General features: G+C 37.3%; 10 protein-coding genes. 3 read left to right on the plus strand and 7 right to left on the minus strand.

Annotation, left to right across the window (positions count from 1 at the left end; all coding sequences use genetic code 11):
- Nucleotides 1-93: 93 nt before the first annotated feature.
- Nucleotides 94-684 carry a hypothetical protein gene (locus A3EM_RS46750; protein ID WP_157638288.1) on the plus strand — a complete coding sequence of 197 codons (591 nt, stop codon included), beginning with the start codon at nt 94-96 and terminating at the stop codon, nt 682-684.
- A gap of 20 nt (nt 685-704) precedes the next feature.
- On the opposite strand, the gene A3EM_RS0137990 is transcribed toward A3EM_RS46750, so the two are convergent.
- Nucleotides 705-1,232 carry a dihydrofolate reductase family protein gene (locus A3EM_RS0137990; RefSeq protein WP_020533474.1) on the minus strand — a complete coding sequence of 176 codons (528 nt, stop codon included), beginning with the start codon at nt 1,230-1,232 and terminating at the stop codon, nt 705-707.
- Nucleotides 1,233-1,293: 61 nt separating this feature from the next.
- On the opposite strand from A3EM_RS0137990, the gene A3EM_RS0137995 reads away from it, so the two are divergent.
- A complete protein-coding gene (locus A3EM_RS0137995) occupies nt 1,294-2,571 on the plus strand; it encodes a M28 family metallopeptidase (RefSeq protein ID WP_020533475.1) in 1,278 nt (425 codons plus the stop codon).
- A gap of 408 nt (nt 2,572-2,979) precedes the next feature.
- Entirely contained in the window at nt 2,980-5,781 is a 2,802-nt protein-coding gene (locus A3EM_RS0138000) for a T9SS C-terminal target domain-containing protein (RefSeq protein ID WP_020533476.1), read from the plus strand.
- Nucleotides 5,782-5,872: 91 nt separating this feature from the next.
- Here A3EM_RS0138000 and A3EM_RS0138010 read toward each other — a convergent pair whose 3' ends face one another.
- From A3EM_RS0138010 to A3EM_RS0138035, 6 genes are all read right to left on the minus strand, one after another.
- The gene (locus A3EM_RS0138010; protein ID WP_083925379.1) at nt 5,873-9,445 is read right to left on the minus strand and encodes an FG-GAP-like repeat-containing protein; all 3,573 of its coding nucleotides are present in this window, start codon (nt 9,443-9,445) and stop codon (nt 5,873-5,875) included.
- 500 nt (nt 9,446-9,945) lie between these two features.
- Nucleotides 9,946-11,400 carry an energy transducer TonB gene (locus A3EM_RS0138015; protein ID WP_020533478.1) on the minus strand — a complete coding sequence of 485 codons (1,455 nt, stop codon included), beginning with the start codon at nt 11,398-11,400 and terminating at the stop codon, nt 9,946-9,948.
- Complete coding sequence (locus tag A3EM_RS0138020) at nt 11,393-11,977, minus strand: RNA polymerase sigma factor (RefSeq protein ID WP_020533479.1); 585 nt, start codon at nt 11,975-11,977, stop codon at nt 11,393-11,395. Before A3EM_RS0138020 ends, A3EM_RS0138015 begins: the two co-directional genes overlap by 8 nt.
- An 84-nt stretch (nt 11,978-12,061) precedes the next feature.
- Nucleotides 12,062-12,427 carry a hypothetical protein gene (locus tag A3EM_RS0138025; RefSeq protein WP_020533480.1) on the minus strand — a complete coding sequence of 122 codons (366 nt, stop codon included), beginning with the start codon at nt 12,425-12,427 and terminating at the stop codon, nt 12,062-12,064.
- A gap of 1 nt (nt 12,428) precedes the next feature.
- Nucleotides 12,429-12,878, minus strand: a complete 450-nt coding sequence (locus A3EM_RS46755) for an META domain-containing protein (RefSeq protein WP_083925380.1) — start codon at nt 12,876-12,878, stop codon at nt 12,429-12,431.
- A gap of 33 nt (nt 12,879-12,911) precedes the next feature.
- Complete coding sequence (locus A3EM_RS0138035) at nt 12,912-14,789, minus strand: M1 family metallopeptidase (RefSeq protein WP_020533482.1); 1,878 nt, start codon at nt 14,787-14,789, stop codon at nt 12,912-12,914.
- Nucleotides 14,790-14,948 lie beyond the last annotated feature (159 nt).

Genomic DNA, 14,948 nt, shown 5'->3' on the forward strand with positions numbered 1-14,948 from the left:
TAATGGAGCCATATGAATCGGACCGTGGATAAGTTTAAGCTTCCGTCTTTCAGCCCTTTCAATGCCTTTAGAAACTTTTTTAATAGCCTTTTAATGATACTTATCCTTTTCAAATCAACCTTAATTTCAAAAACCACATTCACTTTTTTCTGTTTGTTCACCCTCCTTTTTTTGTCCTGTAATCAGGATAAAAAGAAGACCATAGACAAGGAAAAACCAAAATATAAAACTACCGACAGTTCTGTTTTATTCTTCAAAAACCTCAGGCAGAGTTATTATGATAAAACAGAACATAAGGCGGGAAAAATTGATCAATACAGGATTACCGAAAGAGTTCAGAACGAACAAAAACCTTTGGTAAATCTATGTATTTTACACAACTGGTTACAGGATGAAGCCTATATTCTTTTAGAACCCAATAGCTTTTTGGAAGAAGAACAGGGGCTGTCAGTTACCTGGCTCGATGAAATTAGTCAGGAATCGGGAAGCTATTATTATACTCAGGGAAATAGGGATGACCAGTTCAGGTTTGCCACAGAAATCTACCAAAGTATTCTAAAAGATCATCAATTAAAAATCACGGTGAACAGAGAAAAACATGATTTTTTAAAAAATGCTGAAGAAAGAGAAGCTTTCCGAAAAACCATGCTTGATTTTTACCGACTGGTGAATGTTATTCGATAATTATTCATTTTTGTATTTTCCTACCCTAAGGTTTTATATTTCAATTCTACAATACCACCCGAATAGGTTTTACTTTCCTCCAACTTCAATTTAATTTCCTTTTTAGACTCAGGGAAAAGGGGAATGCCATTGCCCAATAAAACAGGCATTTCAAAAATAATCAGTTCATCCACCAGGTCTGCCTCTAATAAAATTTTAATAATTTCCCCACCACCGATCAGCCAGATTCCTTTTCCTTCCCCCTGCTTCAACTTTTGGGTAAACTCCACAATATCTTCTTGTATATAAGTCACATTTTCATCCCTGGTTAATTCCATATTTCGGGTAAAAATAAAACCTTCCGTTCCCTTGTAAGGATATTCCACTCCAAACGAAAGCAATTGCTGATAGGTCTTATTTCCCATCAATACCGTATCAATGCCATCATAAAAGGCCTGATATCCATAATCATCACCTTCTTCACCTTCCGGTAGCCAGTCCACTGCTCCATTTTTTCGGGCAATATAACCATCGAGAGAAGTTGCGATATACAGAATTAAAGGTTTCATTTTGCTTTTAATTTTTATATTAGTGAGTAGATTAACATGTGTAAAAAACCTTAAAAATTTAATGTCTCGAAATTACCTGATTTTTATAATTATTTTCATTTTTTTTTCTGCTTCGCACTTACCAGCTCAGGATATGGTAAGGGTAAATGAAGTGATTGATACTTTGTGTTCGCCAGAAATGTATGGCAGAGGTTATACCTACCATGGAGATAAAATTGCGGCCAATTATATTGCCACTCAATTCAAAAATGCCGGACTAAAAAGCTATACCAATGACTATTCGCAACCATTTCAGCTTAATATCAACATTTTTCCCGATGACCTTGCCTTAAAAATTGGTAAAAGAACACTTATTCCGGGTAAGGAATTTATTATGGACCCATCTTCAGGGGGCTTTATAGGAAAGGGTAAAATCATTCCTGTAGACACCCTGATTTTCTCCGATTCAAATGCTTTAAAAGCTTTTTTAAAGGTGGATATAAAAGGTCAGGCTCTGGTATTGGACCAGAAATTTGAAAAGTTCATCTATGACCTTCCCAGACCCGGGATCGCTCATTTGTTACAAGCCGGTGCACTCCTTATTCTTACAGAAAAATTAACTTTTGGAGCCTCCAGAAACCAACTTCAAATTGCCAAATTTCAGGTATTAAAAGATTGTTATCCCGAAAAAGCGAAGAAAGCAATTTTCCAGGTAGAAGCTGTACTACACAAATTTTATAAAACTCAAAATCTGGTAGGATATATCCCTGGCACCACTAAACCAGACTCTATCATTATTGTTTGCGCACATTACGATCATTTGGGTACGATGGGTCAAAACGTTTATTTCCCCGGTGCCAATGACAATGCCAGCGGAGTGGCCATGTTATTGGAAATTGCCCACAAATACGGAAAAAATCCTTTGCCTTATACACTAGTCTTCATTGCATTTGGAGCAGAAGAAGCAGGCCTTGTTGGCTCTCACTATTTCACTCAATATCCCCTATTTGAGTTATCAAAAACAAGATTTGTAGTGAACCTGGATTTATTTGGTACCGGAGAAGAGGGAATGATGGTGGTGAATGGAAAAGCGCTTACCAAAGAGTTTGAATGGATAAAACAAATAAATGAGGAAAACAAATACCTTCCGGCCATAAAAAAAAGAGGCCAGGCCGCAAACTCTGACCATTACTTTTTTTCTCAAAATGGCGTTCCTGCATTTTTCTTTTACCTGATGGGTGACTGGCCAAATTACCATGATATTAACGATGTCCCAAACTTACCATTGACAAAATTTTCGGGGGCTTATAATTTAATTAATGATTTTATTGAAAAATTGTCCACAAACCACGTTAAATAAAAATCAGGTTATTTTTAGATTAAAGCAACCATTTGAATTTTTTTAAACTAAACCAACTTAAATGGAAATGTGTTGAATGCTTGATTGAATTCAAAAACTGTAACCTGATTGTTTTTTCTCAAGGCAAGTATTCCAACTAATAACTGTAAAACATGGTCTAAAAAACAAATATGCTACCTGATCCGAGAAATGGAGTTTCCAATGGACATGGAGAATGATTTGTTAAAGGACTTTATCAAAAAGAGAAATTTTAAGCATTAGAAAGCAGCATTTTAATTATTTTTGAAAAGCATTTTGTAATTTCATTTTTTAATCCTTGGATATTCATTTTTTGGCATAAATAAATTCCAATTTTAAAACAAGAGATTTTATTTTTTGAGGGAATAAGCCTAAAACACTACAATTTAGATGATTTTAAAAAGAATACTTTATCTCATAACTCTTTCCGTTCTTTCCCTACTGGCCACAGAATCATTTGCCACCCACATTAGGGCCGGTGATTTAACTGCAGTAAGGATTTCAGGAGGATCAGCGCTTACCTATAGATTTACGGTAATACTTTACAGGGACACAGAAGGAGTACCGGCACAACCGGGTACCTTTGAGTTTGGTTATACCTCAGCCACTCCTGCAGTTATCGACCCGGTTTCCCTTGGATTTATTGATGGTGATACAGAAATTTTGATTTATCAGGTGGAACACACTTTTCCATCTTCAGGAACATTTAGGGTAAGTTATTTTGAGCAAAACAGAAATCCGGGTGTAAGAAATATGTTTGCTTCCGGAAATACTGCCTTTTACATAGAGTCGGTATTCAGGATTAACCCTGCATTTGGGCTGAATTCTTCACCTGTATTGCTCATCCCACCAGTAGATAAAGCCGCTATCGGACAAAGATATATTCACAATCCCGGAGCTTATGATGTAGATGGAGATAGCTTATCATACAGACTAACGGTTTGTAAGCAAGGCAAGGATAATAATGGGAATGCCATCGAAGTGTCTCAATATAAATACCCGGACCATCCTGACTTTAATGGGGTAAAAGAAGACGGAACAGGAGTAGCCACCTTTACTCTTAATCCCTTTAATGGAGATTTGATTTGGGATGCCCCAGGGGAACTTGGGGAATATAATGTTGCCTTTTATGTGGATGAATGGCGAAATGGTATCCAGATTGGTTCGGTAAACAGGGATATGCAGATAATTGTGGTGGAAGGAAATAATAAACGCCCGGAATTAATGGTACCAATGGATACTTGTATTGTGGCTGGTAGTACCTTAATTGATACCATAAGTGCCAGAGATCCTGATTCAGATTATATCACCCTTACGGGAGAAGGAGGGCTGTTTGTTCATCCGGATACCGGGGGACATGCTAACCAGGCGCAATTTAAAGTATTGAGATTACAACCACCAAATGGTTATGAAGAAGGAGAATTTACCTGGAAATCAGAGTGTTCGGATATTAGAAGGCAACCTTACCAGGCCACATTTAAAGCAGTAGATAAACCAGACCAAAACGAATTCAAACTGGCAGATTTGCAAACCTGGCTTATCAGAGTAGTGGGGCCGGCTCCTGAAAACCTTGTTTCCGATGTGGACCTGGTTAGCAATACTGTTACTTTAAATTGGGACAATTATCCCTGTCCTAATGAAGGTGCTGTAATGACGGTTTGGCGAAGGAAAGGTGCATTCGACTTCCAACCTGATAACTGTGAAACAGGTTTACCAGCCTATACCGGATATGAACAAATTGGTCAGATTGATGTCAACACCAACACCTTTATTGACGACAATAAAGGCAGAGGCCTGGAAAAAGGAACCACTTATTGTTACAGAATATTTGTAAGATTCCCTGAGCCCACAGGTGGGGAAAGCTATGCTTCTGAAGAAACTTGTGTTTTCATTCCTCAGCTCGCCCCTTACATTGTAGAAGTTGATGTACTGGAAACGGACAGGAATAATGGAGAAATAGGAGTCCGATGGACAACACCAATCACTATCGATACGGTAGAATACCCAAGACCGTACACTTATACACTGACAAGGTCAGAAGGTCTTGATGGCAATACCAATGCAGTTGATCTCCCAACAGTTTTTAATGAATTGGATACATTCTTTGTAGATACAGGGCTGGATACAGAAAGATTACCCTACAATTACGTGATCAATTTATTTTCCCAGGGTACTTTAGTAGATACTTCAAGTTCTGCTTCATCGGTAGACCTGATGACCAAACCAGCCCTTCAATCTGTAGAATTATCATGGGAAGCCAATGTACCATGGAGTATTGGTTCCAGTGATTTTACTACACATTATGTGTTTAGGGCAGACCCCAATAACAAGGATAATTTCATCCTGATTGATAGTGTAGATATCACTGAAGATGGATTTAATTATGTGGATAAAGGGGAAATTCCCGGGTTCCCAGTGGTGGAAAAAGAAGAGTATTGTTACAAAGTACTCACTGTAGGAACTTATGATAATGATTTCATCAGAGATTCCTTATTAAATAACAGCCAGATTTCCTGTGCGGTAGTGCTGGATACAACTGCCCCATGCCCTCCTACCCTTACAGTAGAAAAACTGGATTGTAGTACAATTGGAGTTAAGTTGGAGGATCAAACTGCTGATTGTTCAGTAGGTGACACCCTATTTTCGAACAGGCTTTCCTGGGAAATAGATCCGGACCCCAATTGTGATCAGGAAATTGTTTCCTATAATGTTTATTATTCCCCGAGGGAAAATGGTGAACTGGAATTAATCGCTACTGATGTACTTAACACCAACTACATCCATGCCGGATTAACCTCGGTGGCCGGTTGTTATGCCGTTACCGCCCTGGATGCCACTGGAAACGAGAGCGATTTTAGTAACCTGGATTGTAATGACAATTGCCCGTTCTATGAACTTCCGAATGTATTTACACCAAATGAAGATGCCTTCAATGACCTGTTCAGACCATTTAAATGCATCAAATTTGTGGAGAGTGTGGAATTCACAGTAGTGAACAGATGGGGACAAACTGTTTATTCTCAAAATGGAGACAAGTACATCAATTGGGATGGGAAAAACAACGATGGAGAACAACTTAGCTCCGGTGTTTATTATTACAGTGCAAAATTGAAAACCATCAGACTTAGAGAAAAAGATGAAACCGAACTTGTAAAGGGATGGATTCAAATTATAAATAACAATAACCCTTAAGCAAAAGCTAACGGATTTTATTTGGAGGTAAAAAAAAGGGGAAGTGTTATTCATAAAACACTTCCCTTTTCATTTTTAATTATTGATCAGGCTATTTCTTAATTATTTTTTTAGAAAATTCCTGATTTCCATTGGTTACTTTTAAGAGATAAATACCCGGTTTGAAAGAGGAAATATCAATTGTTTCCAATCCATTTTGGGGATTAAGATAAACAATCACATTTCCACCCAAGTCTACAACCCTCAGGTTGCTCCCTTTAAATTGATTCTCACTAAACTCTATAGAAAGCAATCCGGTAGTAGGATTTGGGTAAAACTCTACACTTAATTCTTTTTCAGCAGCCAGCTCACTTCCTAAGGTAGTTAACCTTTCCGACTGATCATTGGAATGGTCCTCCAAAATTGGCTCTTCAGAAAGTGATTCACTTATAGTGTCCGGCTCTTCCACCACAATTTTCCACTGCAATACCAATGAATCAATTCCTCCATTTTCAATTCCCCCATTGTCTCTCAGGTTTAAGGTAATCAGGGTTTCCCCAAACTGATCCAAAGCAGGTTTCAATGATAATTTTCCCAATGTATCACCCTGAATGTAATTGATAGCCAAAACCTCCAATAAATCAGGGTTGGAACTACTCATCTCAAAAGTCAGCACCTGAGCATCAATATCTCCATCGGAAATTCCAGTTAAATTAATCAATTTTGTAGGCTCATTAAAAGCCAAGTGAATTTCAGGAATACTATCCATCACCGGAGCATTATTGATATTGATTACAGTTATTTTAAATACCTGGGCGGTGGAAAAACCTCCTGAATCTGTGGATCTTACCCTAATTGAATAAGATTGTTGATCATCATAATTAAAATTTTGGTTAGTCAATAGTTGGTTATTTACTATATTAAATTTTCCATTATCTAAATCCCCCTCTCCTGTTACGAATTCATAATGGGAAGTATCATTCACGTCCAAATCCTTTGTCTCAAAATTTCCTATTATTGAATTGACAGGTAAATTTTCAAGCACACTATTATTTGAAAGTGTAATACCAGAAGGTGGGGTAATATTTAGCCAAACCAGGTTCTCCTGTCCATTGGTCACAATAAAAGCATCCAGGTCCTGGTCACTATCCAAATTTCCAAGAGCAATTTCCCTACTATCCATCACCCCCATATCCAAGGCAGTTTTGGTGAATTTCCCTAATCCATCATTTTTCCAGACTCCAATAGCGGCATTTCTATTGGCGAAAATAATATCCAAATCATTATCCTCATCCAAATCTCCAAGCACCACATTATGGGTATTGGCATCTCCTAAAACCTGATCCGTATTCGAGAAAATACCATTCCCATTATTGGTCCACACAGAATTACCACCTGTTGAGTTAGCCATTACAATATCAAGGTCATTATCTCCGTCCACATCCCCGATTCCTGCATTGAATATGTTCAGATTAGTTACAATATCATTGCCGCTATCCGTAAAATTTGCCTGTCCATCATTCAACCATACTTTATGAGTTCCTCCAGCCCTTAATTCCAGAATGTCTACAATTCCATCCGCATTAAAATCTCCACTTAAAACATTGTACGACAATTTTTCTCCAAAACCTGTATGCAAATTAAAATTTCCTGCACCATCATTAAGCCAAACTGAATTTTCTTTTGAGTAACTGGCTGTAACCACATCAAGGTCTCCATCGCTGTCAAAATCATAGACTACCAGCCCAAGGCTAAAATCATTTCCAAGTGTCTGATTGGATTTTGAAAAGATACCATTACCATTATTCAGATAAATTGTATTTTCTGATGCCCAGTTTCCAATTAGAATATCCAAATCTCCATCACCATCAATATCTGCCGTTTTCACATCGAAAATAGTGGTAATTTCAAAAGATTGACCAGAATTTGTAAAATTCCCATCGCCATCATTCCACCAAACATGGCTGCTTTCCCCCTGATTACTTACAAAAGCATCCATGTCTCCATCTGCATCAAAATCGCCCAATTGCACATTGGTACTATTATTCACACCAAAATCGGTTTCTCCGGGATTAAATGATCCACTGCCCTCCTCAATTACATCCCTTATTTCAATTTCCACCACTTGTTCATAAATTCCACTATCCAAGTCAGTTGCCCTTACCCGAACAGAAAAAAGATGTTGTTCATCATAGTTAAAAGGTAGAATATTTTTTAATGTATCATCAACAATTGAAAAGAACAAGTTATCATTATCACCAGAACCTGCCACCAACTCCAGAGTGTGAGCATCATAAAAATCCGGATCAATTACCTCAAAATAACCAAGACCTGATGCTACTGGAGCATCTTCGAATATCGGATTATCTGTATAAAAATTAATGGCAGTTGGTGGATTTACTACATTATTAATATCTATTTTAAAACCCTTGGAATATGCTTCACCTTCCTGATCAGTTGCCTGAATTCTTACCAATGCATTTTGTTTCTGAAAATAATCAAAAGAAACTTTGGCAAACAAGGAGTCTCCTTCAATTAAAAACAAATGATTATCTGAAGCAGAATCCCCTGAGACCAGTGTATATGCATGACTATCAAAAGGGTTAGGGTCAGTAGCACTTAATATACCCACAAAAGAATGTGCAGGGTTTAATTCATCCAAATTTTGGTTGCTAAGCTGAATGCCTGTGGGCTGATCTTTCAGGTTATTTACAGCCAGTACAAATGCTTTGTGATAAACCCCTCCGTAATTGTCCTCCACCTGAACCCTGAACTTTAAAGTATCTTTCTGCTGAAAATAAGGTATGCTATCCAATAAAACGGTTTTTCCCATCAACCTGAACCAAATATTATCTTCACTTCCATCACCATCCACCAGGGTGAAATTTAGTGTTTCCTGTGGCTGATCACTGATGCCTTCCAATTCTCCTAAAACAGTTCCTTTTGGTGAAAACTCATCGATTGAGTTTATGCTAAAAAGGATATCAGTTGGTGGATTTGCGGTATCCTCCACTTTTAAAGTGAATGTTTTAAAATACAATTTTTTGTCCCAGATATTTAAGGCCATTATCCTGACTTTAAACTCTTTCTTTTTCTTAGCATTAAATTTATGGTTCGTATAAAGCTTGTTTTTTGATATCGTAAAATAATCATTGTCGGAAGCACAACCCATTCGCATTAATTTCAGGTAATAATTAGGATTTTCTTCACCTGAAAAAGTAAAGGTCCCCACCTCGGCACCAGCTGGCAAACTTTCACTAAGAGAAATATTAGACAATTCAAATTCAGTAGCACAAAACATTTCCAGCGCTGCTTTTACGGTTTGTTTCCACTTATTTCCACTTTTCCATCTGATGATTGTGGTGTTGGGCCCTGAAAGTGCTTTTGTAAAGAAAAAGGATTCACCAGGAGCGGCAATTAAAGATCCCTTTTGTTCCGTTTTATAAACCCACCACTCCACTTCTATGGGTATTTCATTCGGGTTAATTATCCTCCACATTTTCTCCTCTTTTGTTGATCCGGAGCACATGGAAGTTAATTTAAGATTGGCCACAACGGGATTTGTAACCACATCCATATCCTTGATTAAAGCACTTTTCTTTTCCAAAGTTTCTGTATTGGAGAGCAATTCAAGCGGAAAAATCAAAGTACAGGTAAAGACAAAGCAATAGTAAAGTCTACTCATACTGTTAGTTTTATTAAAGTGTTAGGTGGATTCGCGTATTTACCATTGTTAACGATTTACTGAATTTCTGCTGTATGTATTGGCTTAGGATGGATTTATGGCTTCATTACAATGTAAGTTTTAACCAGATGCGGGAGATATTGGTAAATAAGGAATTAGGGAGTTGGAAGTACTACAACAGGAATGATTTGGAGAATATCAATTTGTTTAATGTATAAAATAGCAGAATGGCAACCTGTTTTACCAAAAGGAAGATCATTTAAGATATGGCATTAGATGCCTCAAAGAGGAAAGCATATCAGGATTTTTTATAATTTCATTTGTAAGATTTTTGGTTATTTAATTTTATTTACAACAATATTATTGATATTAACACTCGTTATAGGATGTTTTCACTAAAATTCCCGGAAAACCCACAGAAAAATACACCTTGTTATTCAGTTTTATTAACAAGTATTTACATTTACCACTCTCAAACCCCACAATAAAAAGGTAATTATTTAAAGCTTGAACTTAACTTTCACTATTTTTTCACTTTCCCATGGGATTCCATTTATCTTTTTGGGTTCCCATTTAGGCCCTTCTTTCACTAATCGAACAGCCTCTTCATCACAACCATAACCCACACTGTTTTCAACAATTACATCCACAATATTTCCCTTATCGTCCAAGCTGAGTTTTAATTTCACCACCCCTTCCACTTGTTGTGATTTAGCAGCTTCAGGATACCGTAAATTATCCTCCAGATACTTTTTATATTTTGCGGGACTTACCTCCGGTTTGGGCTCTTTTATTCTTTTAATTTCCCTCCTTAAGGCTGGATAATCTTCAGTTTCATCCGGCAAGGCTCCGGAATTAACAATATCAATTTTTTCTCCCTGATATTTCAAAACTACAACCTCATCCAATTGGGAAAGGTCAGCACTCAGGTAAAAGTCAACTTCATCATTTTTACCTAGAGCGACTTCCTGCGTATCGAATCCAAGGAAGGAAATTTGAACAGTGGTGTTTTCTTCGGTGCTATTGATAGGCAAGGAAAAATTACCATTTTTATCAGAAAGTGTACCCACCTCTGTTCCTTTTAATGTGATGCTTACCCCAGCCAATGGTTCATTGTTTTCCTGAGAAAATACTTTCCCCTTCAATACTCTTCCTAGTGGAGCTGATTTCCCCTTTGCCTCTTTTTTCATGGATTTGTTGGAAAATGCCCTGTTTAAAGCAAACCCTTCAGCGGGGGTAAACACAACTGAATCCTGATTAGGGGTAGTAGAAAATGCCAGTTCTTCCTCTGTAGAAAAATCATCTTCAGAAAATTCCTCCGCAACCGGCTCTGCTTTTTTATGCTCAAATGTTTCATCCTCATCAAGAACGGCTACCGATGGAGCTAAAGCCTTAGTTGTTTTCTCTGGTTTTGTAGTGGGTTTTTCTACTTCCTGATAATTTTCTTTACTTTCAGTTTTAGGGGATTGCTGTACCATTGGCGGACCACCCGGAATATCCTCAGCAAGTAAATCAGGCTCAACATCTTTTGGTGCTTCAGGCTTGAGAGACTGGTTTTCTTCAGGCATTTTTTCCATGGCCTCTGTCACCATTGGAACACCCTCCTTGCTCCCTCCGAAATTATTGATAAACAAATAGGAAGATACAATTAAGAGTAATAAAGTAGCCGCTATCCCATAAGTTTTATAATTAAAAAATACGCTTTTATTTTTCTGGTTCCCTACTCTATGGCTTAACTGCTTTCTTAAATCAACAACATCTTCATTAAAATTATTAAAATTATCCACTACCTCCATTCCTTCCATGGCATCTTCATATAGCTCCTCTTCCAGCATTTTCTTTTCCAGGAAATGCATTCTTTCAGGAGAAAGCTCGCCATTGAGGTATTTTTGCATTTCCTCCGTGGTAATGCCAGAATTTGCGCCAGATTCCCTATGAAATTTTTGTTTACTCACGTTGCTGTTCCATAAAAATTTTTAATTTCCTTTTTCCATTCTGGATATAGCTTTTCACCTTTTTAGATTCAAAGCCGGTGATTCCTGCTATTTCTTTATAGCTTTTCTGCTTCAGGTAAAACAATTCTACACAAACCTTCTGGTTTTCCTCCAGGGCAGTTATTCCCTTTTCCATCAAAACCAGGTCTTTTTCAAGTTCATCCTCATTATCATGATGCAAAGCCAAAGAAGAATCCATAACCAGCCCCTGAGTTTCTTCAATGGATTCAAAACTTTTTTCACTTTTCTTTGCCCTCAGCTGCATCAGGCAATGATTTTTGGCCACCACATGCAACCAGCTTTTAAAATTTTGGATATCCTGATTTTTCAATTGGATAATCAATTTTTCAAAAATCTGCATAACTGCATCCTTACTTTCTTCCTGGTTTTTGAGATATTTTAGGCACACCGCATAAACCAAATCAATATAGCGATCAAATAGTTCTCCAATGCACTTTTCCTCCCCAGACTCCTGGTATTTCCGAATCAGTTCAAGATCGGAAAGAGTGGCGGGTTTGGAAAATATTTTGAAGATCATGCAGCTAAAAAAATAATTTAGGTTGTTCTGGATTTAACCAGTGATTTAACCAGGACTAATTAATTAAAAAGTGTTTCGAATCAATTATTCATAAAAACACTGGTCAATTCTTTTAATATAATGAAGAGTTGTCAGTTTTTCCAGTATTTGCCGATGACCTTCCTGATGTGTATTTCCTATGCATAAAAATTCATTTTCCGAGCAGGCTATTCTCCCTTTCGATTCCTCATGTATTTTCACACCCGGATCAATTGATAAAACTTCCTTTTTAAAAGTTTCATTTTTAGGAATACAAAACTCATAATCCAGAGCCCTTAATCCATTAGGAGGTCCGTAAACCCCTTTTTTATTCAATAGTGAAAGGTCAAAGGTAATTTTCTCCAGTTGAGGCTCTTCTCCTTTATTGCAAGACCATATCAAAAAACAAAGCAAAATGAACCCAATCCTCATTTTAATCCACTTTATTATAAGTAAGAATTACTCCTTCAGTGCTTTTTAATAGCAATTGATTTTCCTTTACTTCAAAACTGCTTGTTTTATCCACCAGGCTTAGAAATTTATCTTCTATTCCCATGGCAGGTTCGGCACACATCATTTTTGTAGCCCCCAGTGGTCCGAAAGATATAGCTTCTCCTTCAACCGTAGCAGAGCCGAAAAACCTGTTGCAGCCGGCAAATCCACTTATTTTCACCCCACTTTCATCAAATTCTAAAGTAGCTTTTTTCTCATCGGGATAAGTAATTGGCTTTCCATCCTCAAATGCGTACAGCTCCCATTTTGTGTTTTTTAGCGATGTCATTTTAGCCGATTTATTTCCATTAGCCTTTTCACCTGATTTACACGCAAATATTAAAACAATTAACAGGAAATATAAAGAAGCCGATTTTAATATATTCATCATTTATTTTTACAATTCAAAAAATTAATTTTCATTTTACTGCTCACTAAAATAAGTATCTATGGTATTAACCGCCACAAAATGATAATTTGATTTAGCTTGTTTGTAAATTCTTTTGCCTAAATTTATTTGAGCTGGATTCTCAGCCATAGCTTTATACAAAGGGGCTATAAATTTTCTTCGACCTACCGACTTTAGAAAATATTCCATTTTTGGATAAGCTGGTTTATACTCTTTTTTCACCGCCAGCATTAGCCATTCAAAAAGCACTTCATTATTTCCAGTATTGGTAAAGTGAAAAGCCAGATCCAATTCTGACATCTGACTAATACTTACCGAATCGCTTAATTTTCTAATAAAATGTACCCATTGCTGGTATGTCCATTTATTGGTATTGAGGTTTCTTGCCTTTTCTCCATCCATAAATTTCACAATCTCCATTTCCACTTTTTCAAATTTATCGGACTGAATCACCGGGCAATTTTCCGGTAAACCGGCACTATAAACCCACTTATTAATTTTAAGTTTTTCTTCCGCACCGGGATGTTTGTCAAGCAAATTCTCTTTCAGGTAAGCCAAAAAATCTTCTGTGGAAATAGCCTGAAATTCCTTTTCCGAAAAATACTGATTAAGAAAGGCATCCCAGTTTTCTCTTCCTACGGTTTCCTCAATAAGTTTCAGGAAATAATAACCTTTATCGTAAGCAATTGAAGTCATCCCATCATCGGGATCTCTGCCCTTCAGATTCAGTTTCAACCGGGTATCCTCCGAATAATTCATCCCTTCCATTTCTGCCTGTAAATCCTGATAACTGATCAAACTCAGCATTTTGGCTATTTCCTTTCCATAAACTTCTTCCATTATCCTGTTTTCAAAATAAACTGTAAAGCCCTCATTCAGCCAAAAGTCGTCCCAGGTGGCATTAGTTACCAGGTTACCTGACCAGGAATGCGCCAGCTCATGCGCTACCAATGAAGTAAGAGATTTATCTCCGGCAATAATGGTTGGTGTAGCAAAAGTTAGCCTGGGATTTTCCATTCCACCAAATGGGAAACTAGGAGGTAAAACAATAAGATCATACCTTCCCCATTTATATGGACCATACAATTTTTCTGCAGCAGTCAGCATTTTCTCCAAATCTTCAAACTCATCCGCAGATTTTTTAAGCATGGAAGGTTCTGCATAAACTCCGGTTCTGCTACCGAGTGATTTGAAATCGATATCACCCACAGCAAGTGCCAACAAATAAGCCGGAATCGGCTTCGACATTTTAAAGTGATAAATACCTGAATCATTTTTTTCCTGAGGGTTTTCTGCACTCATCAATGCCATTAAGTTTTTGGGAACGGTAACTGTAGCACTATATGGGAACCTGATTCCGGGACTATCCTGACAGGGCACCCACGATCTGGCTAAAATGGCCTGGGACTGGGTAAACAAAAATGGATGCCTTTTTCCAGAAGTTTGTGCCGCACTCAACCATTGAAGGGCCGGAGCGTCAGCCGAAGTTTTATAGTTTACTTCCACTACATTGGTAAAAGTATCAATCTCAATTTCCAGGGCACTTCCCATAAAAGGAATTTCCTCATGCAGGGTAAATTTCACTTCCCTGTCCCCAACCTTTACTGATTCTATAAAAAGCCCTTTAGTATCCAGAAAAAGTCTGTTTGATGAATGATTTTCAAAAGTGATTTTGGCGGTACCCTTGATCACCTTTTCACTAAAATCAACCTCGATATACAAATCAAGAAAGGTCATCACTGCCTCTTCAGGAATAGCGAAGCTATGCTGATCTACTTTTTCTACCGGTTTTTCCTCTTCTTTATCCATTTCTTCAGTTTTTTCTTCCACAGGTGCACATCCCTGTAAGAAACCCAGTACAACAAATATTATAAAAGTGAAGTGCCTTACCATTTAAAAAATATTAAAATAAATATATGGAATTTTGTCACCGAAAATTAAGCATTAATTTTTAAAGATTGTAATGTAAAATGGTGGTTGAATGCTTGTACTTAGTTATCAGGGTTTGCTTTTGAGTGGATATTATCCTTAGGGTCATTTAAAAGGGGGAGG

Origin of the sequence: Flexithrix dorotheae DSM 6795, assembly GCF_000379765.1 — a bacterium.
Lineage (GTDB): Bacteria > Bacteroidota > Bacteroidia > Cytophagales > Flammeovirgaceae > Flexithrix > Flexithrix dorotheae.